Genomic DNA, 25,147 nt, shown 5'->3' with positions numbered 1-25,147 from the left:
AAATTGACTATTGCGGCAAGCCTGCTCGGGACTCGGGAGCACCGTCGGCCATCCCGTGCGCGGGCCGGCTGTGCTGCACCGGCTGGTCTGTCCCCGCTGGCTGCGCTCTCCCCACCGGCTGTTCTGTCCCCGCTGTCGTGGGCGGCCGCTTGGGCAACGGCGGGTCGGCCTGGTTGCGGTTGATCCGGGCGACGTCCCACAGGTCGGAGAAGCGGCTCGCCCGGCCGCAGTGGTAGTACGCCTCCTCGACGTGGATGAGCGACCCCCACAGCAGCCGCTCCCGCTCCTCGTCGTCGAGCGGGAGGTCCCGCCAGCGCGGATCGTTCCGGGAGACCGGTTCGGCGCGGCCGTTGACCCGGGCGGTCTCCCGCATCCCGGGGATGAGGAAGAGCAGGCCGACGCCGGGGTTCTCCTGCAGGTTGTGCAGGGTCTGCAGCAGCCGGTTGCCGGACTCCTCCGGGATGAACAGCGTCCGCTCGTCGAGGACCCGGACAAAGCCGGGGGTGCCGCCGCGCGGTGAGGCGTCGCAGCGGCCCTGCCCGTCCGCGCTCGCCATCACCACGTACGGGGACAGCGACAGGAACCGGCACAGCCAGGGGTGCAGCACCGGCGAGAGCTTGGCCTGCACCCGGGCCAGCGGGCTGCCCCACCGCTCGGTCAGCTCCCCGCGTACGGAGTCGGCGGCCGGGATCTCGTACGGGCTCACGGCACCATCACCGTTCCCCCGTTGACGCCCAGTGTCTGGCCGGTCAGATAGGACCCCAGGTCGCCGACGAGGAAGGCCACCGAGTTCGCCACGTCCTGGGGCTGTGCCACCCGGCCCAGCGGGATCTTCCGGCCCTCGGCCAGGAACCCGTCCTCGTCCAGCTCCGGTTGGGCGGTCCGCGTGACGCCGGGGGCGACGGTGTTCACCGTGATGTCGTGCACGGCGAGGGCACGGGCCAGCGATTTGCCCAGGGCGACCAGACCGGCCTTGCTCGCGGCGTAGTGCGCCCCCTTGGGCGAGCCGGTGAAGGCCGCGCTGGAGGACACGTTCACGATCCGCCCGCCGCCACCCTGCGCGATCATCAGCGTGGCCGCCTCCTGGGCGCAGAAGAACGCGCCCTTGAGGTTGGTGTCGAGGACGAGATCCCACAGGGATTCGTCCAGGTCCAGGATCTGCGCGCGCGGGAACACGCCCGCGTTGTTGACGAGGATGTCGAGCCGGCCGAACCGCTCGGCCACCGTCGCGAACATGGCCGAGACCTGCTGTCGGTCCCGTACATCGGCCGCCACCGGGAAGCAGCCCTCCGGCAGTTCCTCGCCGTTGCCCTCCTGCTCGGCGCCGGGCAGGTGGTTGACCGCGACCCGCGCGCCCAGCGCGGCGAGTGTCCCGGCCACGGACCGGCCGATTCCGGTGCCGCCCCCGGTGACGAGAGCGGTACGGCCCTCCAGGGAGGGGGACGGGGCGTTCACGGGCGGACTCCCGTCTGCCGCCGCACCTCGTCCAGGACGCGGTAGACCTCCAGACAGGCCGACAGCGGCGAACCACTGCGCTCACCGTCCCGGACGCTCCGGTGGAAGGACTCCAGCTCGGTCGCGTAGCCGGTCACGCCGTAGCCGCCGCGGCGGCCCGGCCAGTCGTGGCGCAGGGTCTCCTTGCCGTCCAGGACGCCCGCACCGGGCGCGTTCGACGGGCGGCTGACGGTCAGCGTCCTGAAGTGGTCCAGGACTCCGACGACCGCGTCATCGGTGACCAGTTCGCACCGGTACTCCAGGCGGTTGGAGTAGTTGCCCAGCAGCAGGGTGGCCAGCCGGCCGTCGGCGTACTCCAGGAAGACATGGATCGCGCAGCGGCGCGCGTCGATGTCCGCGCGCCGGGCGGTGATCCGGTCCGGGGTGCCCAGTTCGCGCAGGGCCAGGTCCACCGCGTGGGTGCCGAGCCCCTGGAGCAGGCTGTCCTCCACCGTCGTACAGCCCCATACGGGGGACGTGGGCTTGGCCGAGACCATACGGATATCGACCGTGCGCAGTGCGCCGTGGTCGCGCAGGGTGTCACGGAGCTTCCGGTAGGACTGTCCGTAGGGGAAGTTGAAGCCGACGAACGCCACCGTGCCCCGGGGCGCGCCGCGTTCGTCGTCGACCAGCTTCTCCAGTGTCCCGGTGCCGGGGGCCGGGGGCTTCTCCACGAAGACGCTGATACCGCGGGGGAGGGCCCGCCGCAGCACCTCGGCGTGCAGGTCCGGGGAGCCGGCCACGACCAGGGCGTCGACCTCCCGCCCGCCCTCACCGTCGGCCGGCTCCGTCAGCTCCGTCCAGTCGTCGGTCCACAGGTCCGCGCCCCAGCGCCGGGCGGCCTCGGCCGCGGCGTCGGGCTTGCGCGCCGCCACCGCGGTCAGCCGTGCCCCGTCCAGCACCGACAGTGCGGGCAGCAGGTTCTCCTGTGCGTGGGTGCCGGGGCCGATGAACCCGTAGCGCACCGCTGCCCGTCCGGGCGCGAGCCGTCGGATCGGCATTCAGATGATCCCCAGCTCTTCCAGCCGGTGGCACCAGTAGTGGTACTTCTCCTTGGTCATCTGGCGCTCCGCGCGGCGCTCGGCGGACTCGCGGTCCTCGCCGACCCGCCAGAACATGGTGCCGACCTCTGCCGCCTCCGGCTCGACCTCGGACAGCTCGCTGCGCTGCCCTTCCCGGCTCTCCTCCAGCTGCTGGAGGGCCTCTTCGCGGCCGCGGGCCTCCTTGAACATGACCGGCGCACGGTCCTTGACCGGGTTGCCGCGCAGGACCAGGGAGATGGTGCCCAGCTCGGTGAACGGGGTGGAGTGCAGGGCGTTGTGGTGGATCGTGAAGCACTCACCGGCGCGGTCCTGGTGCAGCATCACCGGCTGCACGTCGTCCGGCAGGGTGTTCTCGTCGAACCCGTTGCGGGCCACGTAGTTGCGGTGCAGATAGGTGCCGCGCAGGACGAGGTTGGTGAAGGAGAAGCGGTGGTTGTGGGCGAGCTGCTGCTGATGGTCGGTGGACATCCGGAGCCTGATCCGCAGCCCCTTCTCCACGTCGTCCCACAGGACGATCTTGTCCTCGACCACGTCCTCCTCACACTTGGCCCACAGGTAGGGGTCGTGCTCGACGGCGAACAGCAGCCTGCGGAACAGCGCCTTGTCGGCGGCGAACTCGCGGATCAGCCGTTGCGTCAGCTCGGCCGCCGCGGGCAGGTCGTCCCAGTCGATGGGGCCGACGTTCTCGAAGAGTCCGACGGCGGTGTTGTTGACGTGTACCCGGTCTGCCGTCTCGATGCTCATGGGTGGTTCTACTCCTCGGGAGGGAGGGCACCGGTCGTCCGGTGCGGAAAGGGACTGGAGCGCACCGGGCGTCAGATGACGCCGAGCTTCTCCAGCCGGTCACGGATCTGCCGGTAGGCGTCGAGGCCCATGGACTTCTCCCGGCGGCGCTCCTCGGGCTCGTCCTGGCGGCCGAAGCGCCACCACAGGGCGCCCTCCTCCTTGTCCATGATCACCGACCGGTCCTTCTCGACCGGCCCGCGCAGGAAGAGCGAGACGGTGTCGGGTGTGGTGAACGTGGTGTGGATGGCGCTGTGGTGCAGCGTGTAGCAGCTGCCCGGCGCCTCCCAGCGGACGATGTGCGGGGTGAGCTTGTCCAGGTGGCCGTGGGCCCGCGGGTCCGGGGTGTGGCGGCTGAGGTACTGGCGGGCCTCCGGGTCGGGGCCGTCGCCGTAGAGGTCGCCGTCCATGTGGTACCAGGTGTGCGTGTATCCGCCCGTCAGGATGCGGCTGGAGAAGGAGAACCGGTGGTCGTGCGGCCGGTCGAAGTGGTCGTCGGTGGAGATGTGCAGGCGCAGCCGGATGCCCCGGTCCAGCGCGTCGTACAGCACGATGTAGTCGAGCAGCTGGTGGCGCTCGCACATGGCCAGCAGCTCCGGCTTGTGCTCGACGTCGTAGACCAGTTTGCGCAGGGATTCCTTGTCGTCCGCGAGGCGCTGGACGACATCGCGGGTGGTCTCGCCCGCTGCTTCGAAGTCGTTCCAGTCGACGGTGAGTTGGCCGAGGTGGTCGAGCACGCTTTCTCCTTGGTGCGGGAGCGGTTCGGGCAGCGGTCCGCCGTGCCGGGCCGGCGGATCCTGGGTGACGCGGGCGGCGAGGGATTCCGCGTACGCCTCGCGGATCCGCAGGGCCGCCGGTGAGGTGGCGCCCGGCAGACGGTTGAGCTCGTCCGCCGGGTACTGTCCGGCGATGACATCGGCGAGGGTGTCGGCGAAGACGTCGAGGTCGGATGCGCCGACCACATCACGGGTGGGACTCATGGTGTCCTCCTGCGCGCGTGCGCCGCGGCCACCACGGCGGCCGCGATCTGCTCCGGCGGCTCGTCCGGGTCCGGGGTCAGTACGGGCCAGCCGCGCTCCGCGGCCATCCGCAGCAACTCGCGGCGCACCAGCGACTGGTAGCCGCAGAAGGACTCGCGCGGCGGACCGGTGAAGCCGTCCCAGCGGCCGATCTCGGTGTCCTTGAAGCCGTCGCGGCGCGACCAGGCGACCTCGGGGGCGACATCCAGCAGGACTGTCAGGGCGGGTTCCGGGACAGGGGCGAAGAGCGACTCGACCCAGTGCGCGTCCAGCGGCTCGCGGACCAGCGTCTTGGCGATGTTGCGGTAGTACCAGCCGTCCATCACGGTGACGGTCTTCCCGTCCGCCAGTTCAGGACGCAGCCGGGCCAGCCCCGCGTACCAGGAGGCGATCAGCAGGATCCAGTGCGCGGCTCCGTAGGTGTCGCCCTGCTCTTCGGGCGAGGACCAGATGAGTTCGCGTAACAGGTCGGCGCGGGCGGCGGTTCCGGGGTCCGCCGCCGCGATGTCCTTCTTGCCCGCGGGGGCGGTGCGGCCGGGGGCGAGTTCCCGTGCGACCAGGCGTGCGACGGTGGATTTGCCGCTGCCGTCGATGCCCTCCAAGACGATCAGCACGGCTGGGCTCCGTCCAGCAGGTAACGGATGATGCCGTCCTCGTCGTTGGCGGCTGTGACCACATCGGCCCGGTCGCTGACATCGGGGTGCGCGTTGGCGGGGGCGACGGTGCGGTCGGCGACGGCGAACATGGGCAGGTCGTTCAGGTGGTCGCCGTACACGGTCAGCCGCAGGTGTCCGAGCCCGGCGGTCTGCGCGAGCTGACGTACGGCGAAGCCCTTTTCGGCCTGCGGGTGCGCGATCTGGATCTCGGTCCAGCCGGGTACGTAGCGATTCGCGGCGGCCTGCACACCGGCCGCATCGCCGAGGGCCTCTTCGAGGACCGTGACCGCGGCCTTCGCGTGCTCGTCGGGGACGAAGGCGATCACCGCGGCGGTGTGTGTGCCGGTGACCTCGGCGTACGGGTCCTCGTAGGCGCCGAGCCGGGGGTCGCCGTAGGCGCGCTTCTCCGCCACGTACCAGTCGAGGGCGGGGTTGCCGCACGGGCCGTGCAGGACCCGGTCGGTGGTGCCGTCCCAGGTGGTCAGCACGGGCTCGGCGGCCAGGCGTGCGAGGGCGTCCAGTGCGCTGGTCGCCGTCGCCGGGTCGAGCGTCCGGTGGGTCAGATGACGGCCGGAGGCGAGGTCGGTGAGGAACGCGCCGTTGAGCTCGATGACGGGCAGCGTCAGCCGCACCCCGGCGAGCAGGGTGCGGATGGCGACGGCGCTGCGGGCGCTGGCCACGGTCAGCGGTGTGCCCGCGTCCAGCAGCGCGTTGAGCCCGTCACGGGCGTAGCCGCTGAGCGTGGCGTCGGAACGCAGCAGCGTGCCGTCGAGGTCGAAGATGTGCAGGCCGAGGCGGCGGTCGTCGGTCATCGGCGGGTCTCCTGAAGCAGCGGGTCGGGGAAGAGCGCGGGGATCAGATCGCGCAACTCCCTCATCGAGCCGAGGACCTGCTGGGCATCGCCGAGCCGGGTACGCGGAGTGACCGAGGCCAGGCCGTACACCGTCATGCCGGCCGCCCGCGCGGCGGCGACTCCACGGGCGCTGTCCTCGATGACCAAGCATGCCTCAGGTGCGACGCCGCAGCGCCGGGCCGCGTGCAGAAAGACGTCGGGGGCGGGTTTGGGGCGGGCCACCTGGTCCGCGCCGAAGATCCGGCCGGCCAGCCGGGGGGCGAGGCCGGTGAGCCCGAGTGAGACGGCGACCCGGTCCGCGGTGTCGTTGGAGGCCACGCAGTAGGGGACGTTCCGCGCGTCGAGGTCGTCCAGGACCTCGTGCACGCCGTCAACGGCGGTGAGTTCCCGTTCGAAGGTGTCGAAGAGCCGGGCGTGGAACCGGGCGCCGAAGTCGTCGGGGACGACCGCACCGGTGCGCCGGCGGACGGTCTCGACCATATCGGCGAAGGACTTCCCCAGATAGTGCTCGACGGCTTCGGCGAACGTCGTCGGCGCCACCTCGTCGGTCAGCATCCCGGCCAGCAGGCGGTTGCCGAGGGACTCGCTGTCCACGAGGACACCGCTGTTGTCGAAAACGACCAGCTCGTGCGCCACCTGGACTCCTGCCTCGCTTGACCTCTTTTGCCAGATCAACATAGGAACCGTGAGCCCGGGAAGTCAAGCACCTGACGATCAGTTGGCAATAGTTGGCAAGTTGCCCAACGGCCATATCTCTTAGGCAACTTCTGTTACTTGCCTCAGGTAATCCCGATGCTATCGTCGACCCTCGTCCGTCCAATCTGTCAATACTTGTCAAAGCGGTTGGCAATAAGCAGCAGGAACGCGAAGAGGGATGAATGATGGAGAACATATCCGGCTCGGCCGAGCAGGCCCACCATCCGCTGCTTCCTGTGGAGGTCCACTGTCACGGCTTTGCCGGTGTGGACTTCTCCGAGTTCGCCCTGCTCGACCTCGAACTCCTTGAGCGGGTCTGCGCGCAGGAGGGGGTGCTCAGCATCCCGACCCTGTATCTGCACCATCAACGGCTGGGCGAGTTTGAGGATTTCATGCGCCGCTACGACGCGATGCGGCGCGCCGGACGCATCCCGCATGTCGTCGGCGTCGCCCTGGAAGGGCCGCTGCTCTCCAGCCACGGCGGCACCCCGGCCGACACCGTATGGGCCCCGACGCGTGCCGAGTGGGAACGGCTGGCCCGCCTCGGTGACTACGGCCTGTGCTACATGGTCCTTTCCCCCGACGCCTTCTCGCCCGCCTCGGACTTCCACGGGCAGACCTTCGACCGCCATCCCGGCTTCGAGTGGATCGTCCCGATGCTGCTCGGCCACGGAGTGCGGCCCGCGCTGGGGCACTTCACCCGCACCGACCCACGCCTGAGCGCCCATTTGGTCAAGGACATCGTCGATATCGCCTGGGACGCCGAGTGGAACGGCGCAGGCGCCCGGGTGGTGACCGACCATCTGTTCAACGACATGCCGCTCACCATCCGGCACGCCTTCCGCACCACACGGGCCCGTGCGACCCGGGACGCCACGCTCGCCTCGTACGACCTGCCGGGCTGGACGCTGGACGCCATGGACGAGATCGCCGGTCCGGTACCGGCGGCCATCATGCGCGGGGCGGCCGCGGGCCGGATCGCCGCCTGCATCAACTTCGACGGCGAGCATGTCGACCTCGCCATCGCCGGGCGCGCGGTGAACCTCATGGGCCTGGAGAACTCCATGATGATGACCGACCGCTGCGACTCCGCCCGGCTCGGCGGCCAGGAGCTGACCCAGGGCGAGGAGAACGGCCTGTGGTACCAGTCGGGCGGTATCGTCGCGGCCGGCTCCCAGCCACTGGCCCAGCAGATGCGCAACGCGATGGGCCGCGAGATCAGAGGACGGCAGCTGTGGGACCTGGCCGCCGGTACGGCCCACCGCGCCTTCGGCCTCACCGGGCTGGGGGAGGGGCTGCTCCCCGAGGGGATGCATACGGCGATCCACCAGCAGTGGGCGTCCTTCGACATCGCGGACGCCGCGTGATGCCGGGCACCGGCGGTATGACGGACACCGGCGGTACGAAGGACGGCGGCGGTACGAAGGACACCAGCCCCGCTCCGCTTCCGCTGCGCCGGACCGGCTCCGGAGGGCCGCTGCGGATCGGGGTCCTCGTCTCGGCCACCGGCGCCAATCTGCGCACCCTGATCGACCTCCAGCGTGGGGAGCCGGACCGCTACGAGGTGGCCCTCGTCGCCTCGCACGGCACCCGCTCCAAGGCACTGGACCTGGCCCGGGAGCACGGAATCGAGGCATGGCCGGGCGACTTCGACGCCCGCTGCGGAACGGCCTCGCAGGCCACCGGCCCGGACGGCCGCGCCGCGTACCGGCAGCGGGCCCGGCAGTGGCACGACGGCCTCCACACCCGCATCGCCGCCTGGGAGACGGACCACGGACCGCTGGACCTGGTCGTGCTGGCGTACCACCGCTGGATCGAGGGCGATCTGCTCACCCGCTACCACGGCCGGATGATCAACCAGCACCCCGGCGACCTGGCCCTGCTCGATGACACCCACCGCCGGGTACTGACCGGCAACGACCCGGTCGCGAAGGCCATGGAACTCGGGCACACCACCACCCGCACCTCCTGCTTCCTGGTCGACGAGAGCCACGACGGCGGCGCCGTGCTGTGCCAGGGCCCGCCCGTCCCCGTCCGGCACGGCGTGGATCCCTGGGCACAGGAACTGGAGCAGAAGCGCCTCAGCGACCGCCCCTGCCTGGAGTGGACCGTACGGGCCTTCGCCGCCGGCGCACTCGGACTGGCAGCCGGCAGCCATCCCGACGGAAGCCGGATCGTCCTGGTCGACGGTGTCGCCACACCGCTGGGCGGCAGACAACTGACCGCAGAAGAAACCCCCGAGGGGATGTGACGCCGTGCCGCACACCGCGATCGGTGCCCGAGCCCTGGATCCGCTGACGCGCGATCCCCACAAGGCCAAGCTCTACCGCTACGACCCCTACGTACGCGAGGCGCTCGGCTCCCTGGCCCCGATGCGCGACCCCGGGGCACTGCACCGTCACACCTTCGTCGTGCTGAAGCCCGACGCCGTGGCCGGCCGCCGCTGCGAACTGATCCTGCGCACCCTGCGGTCGGAAGGCTGGCACCCGGCCGCGGCGACCACCGTACGCTTCGATCCGCTGCTCGTCCGCGAACTGTGGCGCTACCAGTTCAACGCCGCCTCCGCGCAGCGCATCGCCGTGGTGGACCCGCTGCTGTCCTCGGGCCGCAGCCTGCTCGTGCTGCTGGCGGACCGCAACCGGCCGGAATGGCTGCCGGCCAGCGCCCGCCTGACGGCCGCCAAGGGCTCGGCCGAGCCCTCCGCCGCACGCAGCACCGACCTGCGCACCAGAATCGGCCGGGTCAACGGCCTGTTCAACTTCATGCACACCGCCGACGAACCCGCCGACGTGGCACGGGAGTTGCAGCTCTTCTCCTACCAGGCGGGCTGGGACTGGTGCGCGGGCCCGCTCTTCGGCACGGAGGTGACCGGCGCCGCCGACCCCTGGGAGACCGTGACGACGCTGCTCGCCGAACTGGAAGCCGAGATCCCCGCACACGACCTGGACGTCACCGCCGGCATCGGCCGGCTGGCCCGGCAGCCGGGGCCGTGGGGAGACTGCGCCCGCGACCGGGCGGAGCCCGCACACATCGACGACTGGCTCGGAGTGCTGCGCCATGCACCGCTTCCGGACGGCAGCGGCCGCTGGGACGTCCTGACCGTCCTCACCAGCTGGATCGACTGCAACGAAGCAGGAGTCCTGCCGATCATCGCCACCGGAACGGCCGACGCCTGGCGCACCGAGCGGACGGACGAAGCGACAAACGAGGTGACATACGCATGACCACTGCCATCCCCCGGTTCGCCGGAGCGGGCAACCTCATCTACCGTGCCGAGCAGGTGCCGCGCTTCGTACGCGCCGAAGGGAGCTACCTCGAAGCCGCCGACGGGCGCCGCTACCTCGACGCCGAGGCCGCCAACGGCACCGTCGCCTGGGGCTACGACAAGCAGATCCTGCGCGACGCCCTCGCCTACTGCGAGGACCTGCCCGCACTGCCGTCCTTCTGTGAGTCCGACCTGCGGCTGGGCGTCCTCCAGCGGCTGGAGCGGCTCTTCAGCGAGGACATCGGCGCCCCCGGACGCGTCGAACTGGACCTCGGTGGCGCGCAGGGCATGGAGACGGCCCTGCGCATCGCGTTCAGCGCGGTCGGACCCGGCACGGTCGTGGTGTTCGAAGGCGCCTTCCACGGCCGGTCCGGGGTCACCAGCATGCTCAGCTCCAGCCCGCGCTACCGCGAACTGCTCGCCGCGTGGGGGCTGGAGGTCGTCCGGCTCCCCAGCCCCGACTGCGGCCGCTGTCCGCACGCCGCGGCACCGGCGGCGGCGTGTGCGACGGGCTGCGTCGCCGCGGCCACCAGGTGGGCCTCCGAGGTCTCCGGCGTCGGCGGTGCCGGCTTCGCACGCAAGGTGAGTGCCTTCATCTTCGAGTCCGTGCAGAACGTCAGCGGCATGGTCGAGCCCGATGCCGCGCTGCTGCGCGCAGCGGTGGACCATGCGCGCGCCAACGGCGCGGTGGTCATCGCCGACGAGATCTTCACCGGGATGCACCGGACCGGTCCGCGCTGGGGTTTCCAGCGCTCGGGGGTCACCCCCGATGTGGTCGTCGCCAGCAAGGCCCTGACCAACGGCGCCGCGGCGCTGAGCGCCGTCTGGGCACGGGAACCGCTCGCGGCCCCGCAGACGTACCGGCCGGGCAGCCACTCCTCGACCTACATCGGGATCCCGCATGCCCTGGGTGTCGCGCGGGCGGTCCTGGACCGCTGGGACGGCTGGGCCGACCCGGCCGCGGACGTGGAACGGCTCGCCGCCGGGCTGACGGACCGTCTGAAGCAGCTCCAGGCCGCCCATCCCGGCCTGGTGAGCGACTGCCGCGCCTTCGGCGGCGCCGCCCGCCTGGTGCTGACCGGTGACCACGCTCCCGCGCTGCGGCGTCTGTGCCTGTCGGCCGACCCACGGATCGGGCTGATCGTCGCGTCCACCGGAATGGCACCGGACGTGATCAACATCCATCCGCCGCTGGTCATCACGGAGCGCGAGCTGGATGTCATGGCGGAAGTCCTGGACCGGGCCCTGACCTTGCTGGGGGAGAGCCTGGCGGGCGGCGGCGCATGACCTCACCCCCGACGGACGATCCGCTGGTCTGTCTGTGTGCGCACGTCCCGGAGAGCGTCATCCTGACGGCGGTGGACTCGGGGGTTCGCGATATCCCCGCCCTGCGCGAGGCCACCGGTGCCAACACCGGCTGCGGCGACTGTCTGCAAGACCTCGAAGAACTCCTGGCGTGACCGGCCGGGGCCTCTCGCCCCGGCCCGCCGGCGCCCCGGTCGCACCTGGCCGTTGAAGGTCATGGCCTGCAAATGCCAGGGGCAAGCACTGACACCGAGCCGTTTCACCCTTCAAGATCTATGGAGTGGGCCGGAGAGACCTTCCGCCCCGGCCACTTCAGAGGACTTCCCGCGCGTCGCAGGAAAGCGGATACCGCTTCGGGTGCACACCGGAGCCGGTGCGCAGCCGACGCCATGGGAACGACACGGGAGAGAGGATCCGGACCGTGTATTCCATCACCAAGGAGTTCCACTTCTCCGCCAGTCACCAGCTGGACGGACTTCCGCCGGACCACCAGTGCGGCCGACTGCACGGCCACAACTACATCGTACTGCTCGAATTGAGCGCCGCTCAGGACGAGTTGACCGAACCCGGCTTCGTGCGGGACTACGGCGAACTGGGCGTCGTCAAGAAGTGGCTCGACGACACGGTCGACCACCGCCATCTGAACGACCTGATGCCCGGCGTGAACCCGACGGCCGAGCACCTCGCCCAGTGGGTCTACCGGACGTGGTCCTCCGACTTTCCGGAGCTGACCGCCGTACGGGTCTCGGAGACGCCGAAGACCTGGGCGACGTACCGGCCCGCCGGGCCCACCGCCTGACCGAGCGCGACAACCCGATTCGCAGACCAACTCCGGGAATTCTCCGATGAATTCCCGGACGGACAAGCCCGTTCGGGCTTGAGGGGGTGGTGAAAATGGCGGTTCCGAAGCTCGTGGTCAACGAGATGTTCGGACCCACCTAGCGCCGTACAGGGCGAAGGACCTTCGACTGGAAGATCGTGTGCGTTTCTCCGGCTCGGCGGCTGCAATCTCACCTGCCGCTGGTGCGATACGCCGTACACGTGGGACTGGAAGGGTGAGTCGGACACCGGCATCGCCTACCGTGCTGCGGATGAGCTGCACACCCTGACCGTCACCGAGGTCACCGAGCGGCTGCTCGGCTTCGGTGTCGAGCTGATCGTCATCTCGGGCGGTGAACCGCTCAGCCAGCAGGACCGGGTGCTGCCCGTGGTCCAGGCGCTGGCGGAACACCGGATCATGGTCGAATTCGAGACCAATGGCACCGTCGAGCCGTCCGATGCGCTGGTGGCCGCGGGCGCCCGGTTCAATGTGTCGCCGAAACTGGCGCACTCCGGGGTCGCCGAGGGACGGCGGATCGTCCCGCAGGCGCTGCAACGCTTCGGCCAAATGCCGGGCGTGGCCTTCAAGTTCGTCTGCGGCGACGCGTCGGATCTGGCCGAGGTCGAGGAGCTGGTACGCCGGTTCGGCCTGAAGAACATCTGGATCATGCCCCGGGGGCAGTCCCCCGAGGAGATCGACCTGGGAATGCGCACGTTGGCCGACGACGTGATCGCACGCAAGTGGAATCTGTCCGGACGACTGCACGTGAACGTGTGGGGAAGCAAGCGGGGTGTCTGAGTGACCAGCAGCATCGAAGTGTTGTCCGAGGACTTGCCCCTGCTGGGCGAGGAGGGCAAGGACCCGTTGGAGGCGGTCGCCCGGCAGCTTCTCGTGGAGATCGGGGAGGACCCCGAACGGGAGGGGCTGCGGGACACCCCGGCACGCTATGCGCGCTGGTGGCGCGAGTTCACCCAGTACGACCCCGGGTCCGTCGACACCCTCTTCGAGACCACGGCGAGCGGCAACCTCGTCGGCGTCTCCGGCATCAGCGTGTGGTCGCTGTGCGAGCACCATCTGCTGCCGTTCTCCTGCCGGTTCACCATCGGCTATCTGCCGCAGGAGAAGATGCTGGGCCTGAGCAAGTTCGCCCGGATCGCGCATCAGCACGCCCATAAGCTCCAGTCGCAGGAGCAGCTGTCGCAGCAGATCGCCGACGAGGTCGAGCGGCTGACCGGCTCCCCCGATGTCGCGGTCATCGGCCGCGGTGAGCACCTGTGCATGGCCATGCGCGGTATCCGTACGCCTGCCACGATGACCACCGCCGTGTGGCGGGGCGCGCTCAAGGACTCCGCGCTGCGGAGCGAGCTGATCGCGCTCACCAGCGACAGCAACCGCTGAGGGGAGGACACCGCAGATGCGAATCTCCGAACCGAAGCGGACCGGGCTGAGCTTCGACGACGTGCTGTTCGTGCCCCGGCGCACCTCGCTGACCAGCAGACGCCATGCCGACCCCGGCACCGAGCTGCTGCCCGGACTGACGCTGCGGGTGCCGGTCATCTCGGCCAACACCCAGTGGTGCACCGGCGACCGGATGGCGACCGCGATGGCCTTGCAAGGCGGTCTCGGCATCCTGCACCGGATGCAGACCGTCGAGCAGCAGGTCGCCCAGCTGGACGCGGTCAAGGCCGCACCGGTCGACGGTGAGCAGGCCGGGCGGGCCACGCTCGACGACCGGGGCCGGCTGCTGGCCGGCGCGGCCGTCGGCGTCACCGGCGACTGGCGGGAACGGGCGGACCGGCTGGTCGCGCACGGTGCGGACATCCTGCTGGTGGATGTCGCGCACGGGCACAGCGACCAGACCATCGCCACCGTGCGGGAGCTGCGCGCCGCCTATCCCGATACGCCGCTCATCGCGGGCAACGTGGCCACGGCGGAGGGCGTGCGGGATCTGGCGGCGGCCGGGGCCCAGGTGGTGAAGGTCGGGATCGGGCCGGGCGGTGTGTGCACCACACGGCTGGTGGCGGGCACCGGAGTGCCACAGCTGACCGCGGTCATGGACTGCGCCGACGCGGCCGCCGGGGCCGGGGTGGCGATCATCGCGGACGGCGGCATCCGGCAGGCCGGCGATATCGCCAAGGCGCTCGCGGCCGGGGCACAGGCGGTGATGCTCGGATCGGCGCTCGCGGGCGCCGACGAGAGCGAGGCCACCCCCGTGGAACGGGACGGCCGCCACTACCGGGTCAGCAACGGCTTCGTCTCGCTCGGCATGGAGCTCACCCTGCGGAGCGCGGCGGGCGGCACGGTCACCCAGGAGGAGGTCGACGACTATGTCCCGGAGGGCGTCGAGGCGACCTTCCCGGCCTCCGGGCCACTGGCCCGGACGCTGCGTCAGCTCGTCGGCGGGGTGCAGTCCGCGATGAGCTACTCGGGCGCCCGTGACCTGGACACCTTCCGGGCACAGGCCGAGTTCATCCGGGTCACGGCCGCGGGCCGCGCGGAGAATGTGCCGCACGCCCGGGAGCGCTCGGTGCAGATCGATATCGACCATGTCGCGAAGGCGGTGGCGGGATGAGCGCGGAACAGGTCGCCGAGCCGACGGCCGTGGCGGGCGAGCAGCCCGGCATGTGGACCCGGCAGGGGCCCTACCTCCTCGACATGGCGACCTTCGGGCAGCTGCTGGAGGACATCGCCGGGGAGGTACGGGCGGCGGGCTTCACACCGGACGCCGTGCTCGCCGTGGCCCGCGGCGGACTCGCGGCGGGCGGATATCTGACCTGCGCGCTGGATGTGCCGGTCATGCACACCATCCGGGTGCGCAGGACGGCCGACGACAGCCGGTACGCCGCCAAGCAGCGGCCCGTGGTCGACACCTCGGTCCCGCTCGGGCTGGGCGCGGGCGACAAGGTCCTGGTCGTCGACGACATCGTGGGCACGGGGGCGACCGCCGACGCGGTCCTGGAGTTCCTCGCCGCCGCCGGGGTCGCACGCGAGGACGTGCGGTTCGCCGCGGTCGTCCGCAATCACCGCAGCGGCTATGTGCCCGAACACTGCCCGGCGGTCATCGACGACTGGATCGTCTTCCCCTGGGAGACGTCCCGGGAGGCCACCGACGACTGCCGTCCGTTCCCCGCCGCGGCGCGGGTGCACCGGTGAGCGGCGGCTTCCCCGGCAGTGGGCTGACCCCGGCCGCGGACGCCGCCGCGGCCGGGCTGCCCGGCTGTTACGACGCCGTGGACCTCTACACCTACGACCGCCCGATCAGCAGCCGGGTCGAGGTGGCGCGGACCCTCGCCGGGATCGAGCAGGAACACGGGGCCCGGCCGACGGTGGTGTTCACGGACATCGCCGAGCGGCCGGGGGCCCGGGTGCTGTGCCACCCCTATCCGCGGGAGGTGCTGCTGGCCGCGCTGGGCACGACGGAGGAGAAGCACCTCCCGGAGATGTCCCGGCGGCTCGCGGGACCTGTCCCGTCGCCGGGGGCCTCTTCTCAACTCCCGGTCCGCCGCCGTGAGTTGCCCGGCATGCTGGACGACCTGCCGATCCTCCAGCACCGCCCCGGCGACGCGGGACCGTACATCACCGCCGGGGTCGGAGTGACCACACGGCCCGACGGCAGCGGCGTCAACATGGGCTTCTACCGCACCCAGGTGGTCGGCCCCAACGAGGCGCGGATCTTCCTCGATCCGCGCACCGACGGGCACCGCAATCTGCTCGCCTGGCTGGAGACCGGCCGCCCGATGCCGATCTCGCTGTTCTCCGGCGCCGATCCGGCACTGACCGTGGTGGCCGCCTCCCGGCTGCCGGCCGAGGGCGACGACTACGAGATCGCGGCGCGGCTCCTCGGCCGGCCGGTGGACGTGGGCGGCTCCGTGGGCGGCTTCCCCCCGGTGCCGGACCACGCCACCCATGTCATCACCGGGTACGTCCAGGAGCAGGACGCGGTCGAGGGCCCGTTCGGGGAGTTCAAGGGCTACTACGCCGAGGCACGGCGCAGCAACGTCCTCACCGTCACCGGGGTCTTCGCCACCCCCGGCGCGCCCTGGCCGACAATCGTCGCGGGCGCCCGCTCGGGGCTGACCCTGATGAGCTTCCAGAACGAGTACCTGATGTACGCCCAACTGCACGGCCTCGGTCATCAGATCAAGTCGGTGCACTACTCGATCAGGGCGCGCGGCGAGTTCGTGGCGTACATCGAAACGGATGAGCCGAGCCAGGAATTGGTGCGTGCGGCGATGGCCTTCGACGTACGCTCCAAGGTGGTCATCTGCGGCCCCGACCTCGCCAACCCGGGCCAGGCGCTGGCCACTTATGGCTTCACCACCCGGACCGAGCCCTATTACCGCAAGGGCCGGGTGGAGGGGGAACGGATCGGCCTCGCCCTGGTGATCCCGCCGGACGGCTGGCCGACCGAGTACTGAACCGACGACCGACACCGCACCGAGCGAGGACTGCACAACGATGGACCGATTCGCGCGAGCGCTGCCCGCGGCGCTGATGGTGATCCCCGGACCCGGCGACACCGTCACCTTCATCCGCCAGCTCAAGGGGCCGTACGCGAACAACTGGCTGCTGCCCGGCGGCGGCATCGAGCCGGGCGAGCCGGCCGAGGCCGCCGCGCTGCGGGAGGCGCGCGAGGAGACCGGCATCGCCGTCACGTCCTGCTCGCTTTTCTCCGTCTACGAGTTCACCGGCACCTGGGAGCAGGGCGGCTACCACCTGCTGATGTTCGCCTTCCTGGCCGACGGCGAGTACGCGCTGCGCCCCGGGTTCGACGGGGACAACGTCGGAGCGATCCGGCAGGCCCGGATCTCGGAGATCGATATGCACTCCACGGACCTGCAGATCCTCACCGACGCCGGACTGGCCTCCTACGACGAGGAGACCATCGCGCGGGCACTGGCGGCCGACGGCATCACGATGCACGCTCACCGGGTGGCGTCCACCGCCCGGTGCGGCGCGCCGTGAGTGCCGGATCCGTCGCCAGGGTGCGGCAGGTGTTCTGCCGGCAGGCGATCGTCAGCCGCGCCGCGCGCAGCCCCAGGGCCAGGGCCGCCTTGGGGCTCGCACCGCGTACGAGGTGGACGAGGAACGCGGACGCCAGCGCGTCCCCGGCCCCGGTGTCGTCGGCGCAGGGCCCGGCCTCGGCGGGCAGCGTCAGCGGCTCGGGCTGCTCGGCGGAGGCCACGGCGGCACCGTCCGCGCCCGCGGTCACCACGACCACCCGGGGCCCGCGCCCGAGCAGCCGCCGCGCCTGCTCGGCGGGCGTGCCCGGCTGCCCGGTGAGGGCCTGGGCCTCGCGGGCGTTGAGCAGCAGCACGTCGTACAGCGGCAGCAGATGGGCACGCGGGCCGAAGTCCCGTTGCCGGGTGGGCAGACCGACCACCGGTGTCCCGTGCTTCCCGGCCTCCCGCGACAGCCAGGTGAGCAGCTCCTCGTCGAGTCCGCCCTCGGCGGCCACGGCCTTCGCCGCCGCGACGGTCCCGGCGAGGGCGGGCCCGGCCAGGTCCCGTCCGGCGGCCGGGTCAGGCAGCGCGATACGGGAGGTGATCTGCCGGCCCCCTTCGTCGAGCAGGACGTCCCAGTGGCCCGTCCCGTCCTCGGTGCGCAGCAGATGCAGCGGCCGTACGCCGAGGCCCGTCAGCTCCGCCTCCAGGTCGGCGGCATCCCGCCCGTACCCGGACAGCCCGGCGAAGGCCGTACGGGCCCCGAGCCGGGCGGTGTTGACGGCGATATTGCGGCCGACGCCGCCGTGGTGCCGCTGTACGCCCCAGACCGGGGCGGCGCCGCCCAGACTCCCGACGGCGAAGTATTTGCGGTCCATCACGAGCGAGCCCAGCACGAGCACGTCGTACCCCACAGGATTATCCCCCGAAAATCGAAGAGCGAGGAAGGCTTGATGACAGAGGAGACCGAAGTCACCAGGCAGGAAAAGGAAATTCGGCCGACCGCCGAAGAATTAACGAAAGAGCGATCGGCGCGCGCGTTCCGATGGAAGTTCTGCCTAATTTATCTGGCCGGGGTCTTCGCCGCCACAAGTATGGGGAAAATGACCCCGATCTCCGTGGCGCTGCGCGCGGACCTTTCCCTTTCCCTGGCCCAAGTCGCTCTCCTCACCTCGCTGGTGACCTCCGTCGCCGCCGTGCTCGGTCTGTTCGTCAGCTATCTGGTCCGCCCGCTGCCGCCGCACCGCATGCTGGTCGCCGGGCTCGCGGTCATGGGCGCGGCCGGGCTGTTCTGCGCCCGGACCGACAGCTTCGGCGCGATGCTGGGCGGCCGGCTGGTGGAGGGCGTGGGCTATGTCGTCGTGGTGATCGTCGCACCCGTGCTGCTGTTCTCGCTGGGCGACGGCAAGCAGCTGACCGGGGCGCTCGCGATCTGGGGCACGTTCATGCCGGTGGGCCTGGCGCTCGGCTCCTTCGCGGGCGGGATGCTCTCGATGTGGCTCGACTGGCGGGGATGGCTGACGGTCGCCGCGGTGGGAACCCTGGTGGTCGCCGTGGGGGCCACCCGGCTGCCCGCGGTGGCGCCGAAGAGGGAAGAGAAGACGCCGCCGGGCGCGGACCGGGCGGCGACCGTACGCCGGCTCGCCCGGCCCATGGCGCTGGGCGCCGGTTTCGCCACGGTCAGCGGGTCGATCGTCGCCTGCGTCACCCTCTACCCCGCCTGTCTGCACGAGGAGTTCGGCCTGTCCATGGAGACGGCCGGCACCCTCACCGGTGTGGTGTCGCTGGCCGGGGTGGCCGGCGGCTTCCTGGCGAGCTGGCTGCTGGTACGGGGCATCCCCGTGAAGTTCCTGTTCGTGGCCACGCTGTTGATGCCCGCCGGAGCGTTCGCCGCCTTCGCCGGTACGGGCGGGCTCGGGGTCTCGGTGGGCAGCGCGCTGGTCGTCGCCCTCGCCAACGAGCTGGTGGTGGCCACCGTGTTCGCGGCCGTGCCGCTGGCGGTACGTGCGGCCGCCGACCTGGGCGCCGCCAACGGTCTGGTCGCGCAGTTCGGCAGCATCGGAGCGCTGGCCACGCCGCCCCTGGTGGGGCTCGCGGTGACCGCGGCGGGCGGCTGGTGGGCCGTGGGGCCGTGTCTGCTGGCGGTGTGCGCGGCGGGTCTGGTGCTGCTGCTGATCGCCGTACGGCAGCCGTCGTACGGGACGAGGGCTGCGGGGGAGGCGGCGTGACCGTCGGTGGCGGACGAGGGAAAACGTCCGGGGCGTTGATTCCTGGGCGCTGATTCCGGGGCGTCGAATTCGGGGACGCTGAATTCAGGGTCGGTGATGTCCGGCACGGTGGACGGCAGGCCAGTCGATCGTGCCGGCCGACAGACAGGCCATGGGCCAGTTGATCTGATGCGACATCATGCCTCGCTCTTCAGTCCCACGCCCAGTTGTTGGTGGCCATCATGGCGGTCGCGACCTGCGGTAACCCACCCCGAGAGGCCGATGCGACACCGCCATCGGGCACCTGCGCCGCGGACAACACAGGAAGCGTGAAAGGCGGGGAAAGCAGGGAAAGGGACATCGCCCGGAAGGTCTTCGTGACGCAATGGCTCATCTCAACCTCACACTTTTCGTGCACGCCGAAGCGGCGCAGAGGGGAGTCCGAAACTCAGAAAATGCTTGCGTCTTTCCGGAGGCGCGATCTTGTGGAGGAGCGCTCTCCGGTCGACTGACGAGATACTGGCCCGTGTGGAGGCTTTGCGCCACCGTTCTTCGATGGCAACTGGCGGACATGACCTACAACTGCCATAGCCCACCGGTCGGCTGCCCGTGGCAGGGCGGGCGTACAACGGCCCACCGTACCCACCGGCGAAGCCGGCGGCGCCGCATTTCCCGGCCGACGGATGGCGAAAAAGGGCCGTCGGGAATTCGAGAACATCGGCTAGCCTTCCACGGCAGAGAAGAGGGCACAGCCGTAGGAGGAGAGACCGGCTCAGCCGACCCCGGACATCCCGCCGTCCGGCTTGATCGACGCCTGCACCGCCCACACGCCGAGCGCCAGGTCCGCCGCACAGGAAGCGAGCCGCCAGCCGTCGAGCCAGCTCCGGTCGAGCCACTCGGCCCAGGCGGACGCGGCCAGTTGCTCGGCCTCCCACAGGTCGGCGGCCATCACGAAGGTCATGGCCAGCACCCGGTGCCGGCTGGCGACGAGGCTGACGTGTTCCACCCCCGGCTGTGCGTCCTGCCGGATCCGCTCGGATGCCACGGCACAGAGCTGTTGAGCAGTTCGAGAGGCCCATCGATCCGGTTGAAGGACAACCCTGATGGCGTACATGGAAGGAACCTAAGCGTCTGCGGGCCCCATGGATCCGCCGGAAGCGGGGCCGCTTGCGGACATGACATGGAGCTGCCACTCCCGCCGTGAGTCACCCGCCCGAAGACGGCGATCACCTGCCGCAGGATCTCGCCAACCTGCCTCAAGAAACCTGCAACTGTCATGATAAATATGTTCTATTGGACCGAACATGCCTGTCAGTATGATGCGCCGAACCGCGGCCCTCGTCTGCCGCGGGAAACGGGGGATGACCGGAATGCTGGAGACTGTCGGGCTGGCCGCACAGGACCAGGACATCTACCGCACCCTCCTCCTCCATCCCGACTGGGGCATCGCCGACATCCAGCACCACCTCGGCCTGCCGGAGCAGGAGGTCTGCGCAGCGCTCGACCGGCTCGCCCGACTGTCCCTGCTGCGCCTCTCCGGCGACGCCGGACGCTTCATCACCGCCAACCCCGACGTCGAACTCAAGCCCGTTCTTGAGCGGATGGAAGCCGAACTCGACGAGCAGCGCGCCCGGCTCTCCCGCGACCGGGCGACGGTGGCCGCCCTGGCCGCCGAGTACACCTCGCTGCGTATCCAGTCCGGCGCCCAGGGGTTAGAACGCCTCGAAGGCGTGGAAAGCGTCCGCCTCCGCCTTCAGGAACTCGCCCAGAACGCCGGTTCCGAGGTCCGCGCCTTCATGCCCGGCGGCGCGCTGAGCCCGGGAGCCCTGGCGGCGGCCGGCCCCCTGGACGAGAAGACCCTGGCGCGTGGCGTACGTATGCAGACGGTCTACCTGGACAGCGTCCGCAACGACCACGCCACGGTCGAATACGCCACGTTGTTCACGGCTCGCGGAGGCCAGGCCCGTACGGTCCCGTCGCTGCCGATGCGCCTGATCCTGTGCGACCGCTCCATCGCCGTGGTCCCGGTGAACCAGGACGCCAGCCAGGATGGCGCGTTCGTCATCCATCTCTCCAGCGTGGTCGCGGCCCTCAACCAACTCTTCGACCTCGTCTGGGATCGCGCCACCCCCCTCGGGGACGTCCCCGCCCTCGACTCTGAAGGACCCAGCGAACGCGACCTGGCACTCCTGAAGATGCTGGAAGACGGCCTCACCGACGAGGGCATAGCCCGCAAACTCGGCGTCTCCATCCGCACCGTCCGCCGCCTCATGGCCGACCTCCTGAAGCGCCTCAACGCCCAGGGCCGCTTCCAGGCCGGCGCCGAAGCCGTCCGCCAGGGCTGGCTCTGACGAGACACCGGGCCCCTTGCCGCTCCCCTTTTCTGCCTTTGCCTTTGCCTTTGTGCGATGCGTGGCCGCGACCTGGTCCGCTATTCGTCCGAGCGGGGATGAGCGTGCGGCAGATGAGCTTTTCCGGTAGCACGCTCCTTGCGCAGACAGTCAAGCTCGTCCAGCACCTTCTCGATCTTCCGTGCCATCTCGTTCGTCTCATCGATGGACAGATAGCCCAAGCTGATCCGAGGTTCCTTGCGGCCGCAATTGGCGCAGTCGTTAAGGATCTCGATATTGGGAATATCCACCCTGATCCGGAGCAGGGTATTCACAAGCAGCGAGCCGGCCTCCTCCACCTCCCGACGCCCCTTCACGCCCCAATAGTCGCTGCTCACAGGGTCGTACGGACCGACGAAACCTTCCGTGACTTCCTCATCCATTGACTCAACCGCTCCCGTCTGTACGGTTTTTCATCCCCTGAGTGCGAGCCCGCTGCAATTTCGCCAGAGCTCGAAGTTGACGATTCTCACGTTCCGTGGCCGGCCGCAGCCGTCTGTAGAACGTATGCCATTGACGACCGGTCGGCCGCTCAAGGCTGATCACGGTGCCGACGATATTGCTGACCATTCCGACCATGTCGTCGTCACGGTCGAAAACGACTGCGCCGATGCTGATGTGCTCCGGCGATGCGAAGGGGGAATCCGGATGCGCATGTCCGTTCATGTCCGGTCCGCTCGCAGCTGAGGGTGGTTGCTGATCTCTGATCGGCATGACTGAGCCTTGGCGCGATCTCCAGCCTTCTCGGCTGCCTTTCCCTGCCGTTCCAGGGCACCACATACGTCACACTCGCTCCCGCCGGTGACGCGAACGGGTTCCTGCCCGTCTGTGGAAACGCTCTGCGCCGACACCGCCGCTCCTCTCTGTAGTGGTTCCACTACCAAGGCGGTTCAGCGTGGCCTACTGTCGGGCTTGTCTTCAACGTTCCAGAAACGGAGGGCACATTGGTAAACGTGAAGGCGCTGAACCCGGACGCATCACCCCAAGCGGCCTACGGTGCGCGCGTGCGCAGCTCGCGGGAGGCGCGCGGCTGGACTCAGGACGAGTTGGCCGAACGCATGGGCTACTCGGGGCGGCACATTTCAGCGGTCGAAACGGGCTGCAAACCGCCAACTCTGCGCTTTTCGCAGAGCACTGACAGGGCGTTCGGCATTGAGGGCACAGACAAGGCGTTCGAGCGTGAGTTCCGCGAGATCAAGCACGGCATCTTGCTGGAGGGCTTCTCTGAGTACGTCGGGCACGAGGGGCGAGCGGCAGAGATCCGGCTGTACGAAATCGGGATCGTCCCTGGGCTGTTACAGACACCCGAGTACGCGCAAGTACTGGCAGACAGCGCCGTGCGGCGGGGTGCCATCACCCCCGAAAAAGCGAATGAACGCGTCTCCTACCTGGCGGAGCGACAGGCGGCGCTGACGGGGCCCCGCGCTCCAATGATGCTGGTGGTGATGGATGAGAGCTGCATCCGTAGGCGGGTGGGCGGACACAAGGTCATGGGCGCTCAACTTGACCGGCTGGTGGAGTTCGCCGAGATGCCAAACACTGTGCTCCAGATCGCCCCGTACGACATAGGTGAGCGTCGACCGTTTGACCTACCGATGAACCTGCTCACGCTGTCAGACCTGTCCGTGGTCGCGTACGCGGAATCCCAGATGCGGGGCCACCTAGAACGCGAGACGACCGCTGTACTCCCCCTGTTGACGGCCTACCATCAGTTGCAGGCCGAAGCGCTGCACCAGGCGGCATCGGTCGCCATGATCAATGAGGTACGAAAGGGCACCCCGTGACCACGACCGAGTCCCCCCGCTGGTTCAAGTCTTCATACAGCAACAACGGCGGTAACTGCATCGAGGTCGCCGCCAACCTCATTACCGCACGCGGCATGGTCCCCGTCCGTGACTCCAAGAACCCGAGCGGCCCGGTGCTGGACTTCGCGGCCGATGCGTTCTCCTCGTTCGTGGCGGGCGTCAAGGCGGGCGAGTTCGGCACCGTCTGAATCTGGGCTGACGCCTACTGCTTCCGGGATACCCCTGTGCACGAGGCATGGGGAGTTCCTCGCTGTGGGCCTGCCGCAGCGGCGAAGGTCCCGCCAGCGCTGCCGATTCGTCGGGGCGTGGCGGGACCTTCGTGCGCCAGTACTCCAGCGTCGCTTCTCGGCGGCGTGGTGGACCAGCGGGATCCGCGGTGATTGCTTGACGACAACTGGTCGACCCTCCATACCGATTCGGGGCTCGTGCTCGCGGTACTGGTCTTGGACGAGACCGGCGAGGTGAAGAAGGGTGTCCACACTGTCGGGGGCCGGCGTCAGCACACCGGCACAAGGGCGGGGCGGCAGACCGGCGCTCCGGGCTCGCGCCGACGGGGCCATCGGCGAGCGTCGCCCCTTCAACCGGCTGGTGAATCTGCTTACCCTGCCTGACCGCCCCGTGGTTTCCTATGTCGAGTCCGAAACCCATGGGCACTTGGACAGGGAGATCACATCTGTGCTGCCGCTGGTGAGGGCCTGCCATCAACTACAGGCCGAAGCGCTATCCCAGCGGATTCAGGTGGCCATGACCGAACAGCTACGAAAGGGCACCCTGTGACGACCGACCCTCGCTCCCCAGTCTGGTTCAAGTCCTCCTACAGCGGCAACGGCGGTTCTTGCATAGAAGTTGCCGCCAACATTGTCGGCACGCGCGGCGTGGTTCCCGTCCGTGATTCCAAGAAGCCGAGTGGCCCGGTGCTGGACGTCGCGGTCGATGCGTTCTCCTCGTTCGTGGCGGGTGTCAAGGCAGGTGGGTTCGGTACCGTCTGAACCTTGTAGCTTCCCCGGAAGCGTGGCCAATTCCCAGCATTAATGGCCAATCAATGGCCAATTGGCCGCGATTGAACCACCAGAAGCTTTGAGCGTAGGCACTTCAGCCCGACCGTCACCCCTACGGGTGGCGGTCGGGCTGTGTGCTGTTCCCGGCTCTGTCAGCGTGATCGCAGTGCTGGTCACGAGGGGCTGGGGTCCTGGCGTCAGATGGAGATGGTCTTCCCCTGAGCGAAGTCGGTGCCCTTCTGCCCGTAGATGGTGATCTTGTATTTTGTCGAGGTGTCATGCTCACCCATGGCGAAGAGCATCAGCGTGCCGGCATTGTCGTAGAAGAAGAGGGTGGCGCTTTTCTGGCCGTTCCCTGAGCTAGCGTGCAGGACCGGGTGCCCCTGAAACGTGTACTTGCCGGTGGGCTTACCGCCTCCGTCGAATGCCTGGGTCAGGGCCTGCTTTACACATGCCACCTTTTCTGTCATCTGCCTTTTCGTGACGATCTCAACCAGGTAGTTCTGTGCTCGGTCCTGGGGCATGGAGCCGGTTTGGCCCGTACCGTCCTTCTTGATGACAACCATTGCGGAGGGCGCGGTAGTTAGCGGCATGGTTCCTCTTCAACTTGGTCGGGAGATGGGTCTGGGGACTGAAGGTGGGCGGGCCGGGGGCAGGCTGCGCCCCAGATCGCCTTGCCAAAGGCGTCACATCACGGGTCTTGGTCTACTTCTGTGAGTAGCCGAGATGGTTAGGGGCTGGCTATGGGTGTTGAGCCGCCTACTGTCATCGACAGCAGGCGGCTCGCGCTTCCTCCCCCGCGTGCCGCCGCACGGCAGGGGAAGGGGCACCCAAGGGCCGGCCCAGCATCCGGGCCTGGTGCTGAGGACC

At 69.5% G+C, this 25,147-nt stretch carries 29 protein-coding genes and 2 pseudogenes; 18 read left to right on the top strand and 13 right to left on the bottom strand.

Going from position 1 to position 25,147, the window contains the following annotated elements; translation table 11 throughout:
• Positions 1 to 7 precede the first annotated feature (7 nt).
• From STRTU_RS06620 to STRTU_RS06585, 8 genes are all read right to left on the bottom strand, one after another.
• A complete protein-coding gene (locus tag STRTU_RS06620) occupies positions 8 to 706 on the bottom strand; it encodes a pyridoxamine 5'-phosphate oxidase family protein (RefSeq protein ID WP_159742682.1) in 699 nt (232 codons plus the stop codon).
• Complete coding sequence (locus STRTU_RS06615) at positions 703 to 1,455, bottom strand: SDR family NAD(P)-dependent oxidoreductase (RefSeq protein ID WP_218039299.1); 753 nt, start codon at positions 1,453 to 1,455, stop codon at positions 703 to 705. The genes STRTU_RS06620 and STRTU_RS06615 overlap by 4 nt, the downstream gene beginning before the upstream one ends.
• On the bottom strand, positions 1,452 to 2,495 hold the full coding sequence (locus STRTU_RS06610; protein WP_159742681.1) for a Gfo/Idh/MocA family protein: 1,044 nt from the start codon (positions 2,493 to 2,495) through the stop codon (positions 1,452 to 1,454). Before STRTU_RS06610 ends, STRTU_RS06615 begins: the two co-directional genes overlap by 4 nt.
• Positions 2,496 to 3,281 (bottom strand): hypothetical protein, encoded by a 786-nt coding sequence (locus tag STRTU_RS06605; protein ID WP_159742680.1) that lies wholly within the window; start codon positions 3,279 to 3,281, stop codon positions 2,496 to 2,498.
• Positions 3,282 to 3,352: 71 nt separating this feature from the next.
• Positions 3,353 to 4,300 carry a hypothetical protein gene (locus STRTU_RS06600; protein ID WP_218039298.1) on the bottom strand — a complete coding sequence of 316 codons (948 nt, stop codon included), beginning with the start codon at positions 4,298 to 4,300 and terminating at the stop codon, positions 3,353 to 3,355.
• Positions 4,297 to 4,953 (bottom strand): dTMP kinase, encoded by a 657-nt coding sequence (locus STRTU_RS06595; protein ID WP_159742679.1) that lies wholly within the window; start codon positions 4,951 to 4,953, stop codon positions 4,297 to 4,299. Before STRTU_RS06595 ends, STRTU_RS06600 begins: the two co-directional genes overlap by 4 nt.
• The gene (locus tag STRTU_RS06590) at positions 4,947 to 5,807 is read right to left on the bottom strand and encodes an HAD family hydrolase (RefSeq protein WP_159742678.1); all 861 of its coding nucleotides are present in this window, start codon (positions 5,805 to 5,807) and stop codon (positions 4,947 to 4,949) included. Before STRTU_RS06590 ends, STRTU_RS06595 begins: the two co-directional genes overlap by 7 nt.
• Complete coding sequence (locus STRTU_RS06585) at positions 5,804 to 6,484, bottom strand: HAD-IA family hydrolase (protein WP_159742677.1); 681 nt, start codon at positions 6,482 to 6,484, stop codon at positions 5,804 to 5,806. Before STRTU_RS06585 ends, STRTU_RS06590 begins: the two co-directional genes overlap by 4 nt.
• 242 nt (positions 6,485 to 6,726) lie before the next feature.
• Here STRTU_RS06585 and STRTU_RS06580 point away from each other — a divergent pair, with 242 nt between their 5' ends.
• From STRTU_RS06580 to STRTU_RS06525, 12 genes and pseudogenes are all read left to right on the top strand, one after another.
• A complete protein-coding gene (locus STRTU_RS06580; RefSeq protein ID WP_174878819.1) occupies positions 6,727 to 7,911 on the top strand; it encodes a hypothetical protein in 1,185 nt (394 codons plus the stop codon).
• Positions 7,911 to 8,795: a formyltransferase family protein gene (locus tag STRTU_RS06575; protein ID WP_218039297.1), complete on the top strand. Its 885-nt coding sequence runs from the start codon at positions 7,911 to 7,913 to the stop codon at positions 8,793 to 8,795. The genes STRTU_RS06580 and STRTU_RS06575 overlap by 1 nt, the downstream gene beginning before the upstream one ends.
• A gap of 4 nt (positions 8,796 to 8,799) precedes the next feature.
• Positions 8,800 to 9,768, top strand: coding sequence for a nucleoside-diphosphate kinase (locus tag STRTU_RS06570; RefSeq protein WP_159742676.1), 969 nt, complete (start codon positions 8,800 to 8,802; stop codon positions 9,766 to 9,768).
• Positions 9,765 to 11,096 (top strand): aminotransferase class III-fold pyridoxal phosphate-dependent enzyme, encoded by a 1,332-nt coding sequence (locus STRTU_RS06565; RefSeq protein WP_159742675.1) that lies wholly within the window; start codon positions 9,765 to 9,767, stop codon positions 11,094 to 11,096. The genes STRTU_RS06570 and STRTU_RS06565 overlap by 4 nt, the downstream gene beginning before the upstream one ends.
• Positions 11,093 to 11,269: a (2Fe-2S)-binding protein gene (locus STRTU_RS06560; RefSeq protein ID WP_159742674.1), complete on the top strand. Its 177-nt coding sequence runs from the start codon at positions 11,093 to 11,095 to the stop codon at positions 11,267 to 11,269. The genes STRTU_RS06565 and STRTU_RS06560 overlap by 4 nt, the downstream gene beginning before the upstream one ends.
• 266 nt (positions 11,270 to 11,535) lie before the next feature.
• Entirely contained in the window at positions 11,536 to 11,913 is a 378-nt protein-coding gene (locus STRTU_RS06555) for a 6-pyruvoyl trahydropterin synthase family protein (protein WP_159742673.1), read from the top strand.
• A gap of 207 nt (positions 11,914 to 12,120) precedes the next feature.
• Positions 12,121 to 12,732, top strand: a pseudogene (locus STRTU_RS06550) (radical SAM protein); the annotation flags it as partial.
• The gene (gene folE, locus STRTU_RS06545; RefSeq protein ID WP_246240158.1) at positions 12,733 to 13,332 is read left to right on the top strand and encodes a GTP cyclohydrolase I; all 600 of its coding nucleotides are present in this window, start codon (positions 12,733 to 12,735) and stop codon (positions 13,330 to 13,332) included.
• Between the two features lie 16 nt (positions 13,333 to 13,348).
• The gene (locus STRTU_RS06540; protein ID WP_159742672.1) at positions 13,349 to 14,506 is read left to right on the top strand and encodes an IMP dehydrogenase; all 1,158 of its coding nucleotides are present in this window, start codon (positions 13,349 to 13,351) and stop codon (positions 14,504 to 14,506) included.
• Positions 14,503 to 15,087 (top strand): phosphoribosyltransferase, encoded by a 585-nt coding sequence (locus tag STRTU_RS06535; protein WP_159742671.1) that lies wholly within the window; start codon positions 14,503 to 14,505, stop codon positions 15,085 to 15,087. Before STRTU_RS06540 ends, STRTU_RS06535 begins: the two co-directional genes overlap by 4 nt.
• Positions 15,084 to 16,352: a UbiD family decarboxylase gene (locus tag STRTU_RS06530; protein WP_159742670.1), complete on the top strand. Its 1,269-nt coding sequence runs from the start codon at positions 15,084 to 15,086 to the stop codon at positions 16,350 to 16,352. Before STRTU_RS06535 ends, STRTU_RS06530 begins: the two co-directional genes overlap by 4 nt.
• A 40-nt stretch (positions 16,353 to 16,392) precedes the next feature.
• Positions 16,393 to 16,899: an NUDIX domain-containing protein gene (locus STRTU_RS06525; RefSeq protein ID WP_159742669.1), complete on the top strand. Its 507-nt coding sequence runs from the start codon at positions 16,393 to 16,395 to the stop codon at positions 16,897 to 16,899.
• Here the strand turns inward: STRTU_RS06525 and STRTU_RS06520 are convergent.
• Positions 16,847 to 17,791 carry a carbohydrate kinase family protein gene (locus STRTU_RS06520; RefSeq protein ID WP_159742668.1) on the bottom strand — a complete coding sequence of 315 codons (945 nt, stop codon included), beginning with the start codon at positions 17,789 to 17,791 and terminating at the stop codon, positions 16,847 to 16,849. The two genes, STRTU_RS06525 and STRTU_RS06520, sit on opposite strands and share 53 nt — an antisense overlap.
• Positions 17,792 to 17,830: 39 nt before the next feature.
• Here STRTU_RS06520 and STRTU_RS06515 point away from each other — a divergent pair, with 39 nt between their 5' ends.
• Positions 17,831 to 19,105 (top strand): MFS transporter, encoded by a 1,275-nt coding sequence (locus STRTU_RS06515; protein WP_269777339.1) that lies wholly within the window; start codon positions 17,831 to 17,833, stop codon positions 19,103 to 19,105.
• A 751-nt stretch (positions 19,106 to 19,856) separates the two neighbouring features.
• Here the strand turns inward: STRTU_RS06515 and STRTU_RS06510 are convergent.
• Entirely contained in the window at positions 19,857 to 20,129 is a 273-nt protein-coding gene (locus STRTU_RS06510; protein ID WP_159742666.1) for a hypothetical protein, read from the bottom strand.
• Positions 20,130 to 20,454: 325 nt separating this feature from the next.
• Between STRTU_RS06510 and STRTU_RS06505 the strand changes: the two genes are divergently transcribed.
• Positions 20,455 to 21,435 (top strand): helix-turn-helix domain-containing protein, encoded by a 981-nt coding sequence (locus tag STRTU_RS06505; RefSeq protein WP_159742665.1) that lies wholly within the window; start codon positions 20,455 to 20,457, stop codon positions 21,433 to 21,435.
• An 80-nt stretch (positions 21,436 to 21,515) separates the two neighbouring features.
• Here the strand turns inward: STRTU_RS06505 and STRTU_RS06500 are convergent, their stop codons facing one another.
• Together STRTU_RS06500 and STRTU_RS06495 are read right to left on the bottom strand one after the other, a co-directional pair.
• On the bottom strand, positions 21,516 to 21,857 hold the full coding sequence (locus tag STRTU_RS06500) for a hypothetical protein (protein ID WP_159742664.1): 342 nt from the start codon (positions 21,855 to 21,857) through the stop codon (positions 21,516 to 21,518).
• 4 nt (positions 21,858 to 21,861) lie between these two features.
• The gene (locus STRTU_RS06495) at positions 21,862 to 22,140 is read right to left on the bottom strand and encodes a hypothetical protein (RefSeq protein WP_159742663.1); all 279 of its coding nucleotides are present in this window, start codon (positions 22,138 to 22,140) and stop codon (positions 21,862 to 21,864) included.
• A 278-nt stretch (positions 22,141 to 22,418) separates the two neighbouring features.
• On the opposite strand from STRTU_RS06495, the gene STRTU_RS06490 reads away from it, so the two are divergent.
• From STRTU_RS06490 to STRTU_RS06475, 4 genes and pseudogenes are all read left to right on the top strand, one after another.
• Positions 22,419 to 23,258 (top strand): helix-turn-helix domain-containing protein, encoded by an 840-nt coding sequence (locus STRTU_RS06490; protein WP_167539121.1) that lies wholly within the window; start codon positions 22,419 to 22,421, stop codon positions 23,256 to 23,258.
• Positions 23,255 to 23,467, top strand: coding sequence for a DUF397 domain-containing protein (locus STRTU_RS06485; RefSeq protein WP_159742662.1), 213 nt, complete (start codon positions 23,255 to 23,257; stop codon positions 23,465 to 23,467). Before STRTU_RS06490 ends, STRTU_RS06485 begins: the two co-directional genes overlap by 4 nt.
• A 367-nt stretch (positions 23,468 to 23,834) precedes the next feature.
• Positions 23,835 to 24,056, top strand: a pseudogene (locus STRTU_RS06480) (transcriptional regulator); the annotation flags it as partial.
• Positions 24,053 to 24,268, top strand: a complete 216-nt coding sequence (locus STRTU_RS06475; protein ID WP_159742660.1) for a DUF397 domain-containing protein — start codon at positions 24,053 to 24,055, stop codon at positions 24,266 to 24,268. The pseudogene STRTU_RS06480 and the gene STRTU_RS06475, both read left to right, overlap by 4 nt.
• Before the next feature lie 206 nt (positions 24,269 to 24,474).
• On the opposite strand, the gene STRTU_RS06470 is transcribed toward STRTU_RS06475, so the two are convergent.
• The gene (locus tag STRTU_RS06470; RefSeq protein WP_218039296.1) at positions 24,475 to 24,870 is read right to left on the bottom strand and encodes a hypothetical protein; all 396 of its coding nucleotides are present in this window, start codon (positions 24,868 to 24,870) and stop codon (positions 24,475 to 24,477) included.
• Positions 24,871 to 25,147: the final 277 nt, after the last annotated feature.

Source organism: Streptomyces tubercidicus, assembly GCF_027497495.1.
GTDB lineage: Bacteria > Actinomycetota > Actinomycetes > Streptomycetales > Streptomycetaceae > Streptomyces > Streptomyces tubercidicus.
The sequence above is the reverse complement of the archived record's forward strand: the minus strand, read 5'-3'. Positions and strand labels throughout refer to the sequence as shown.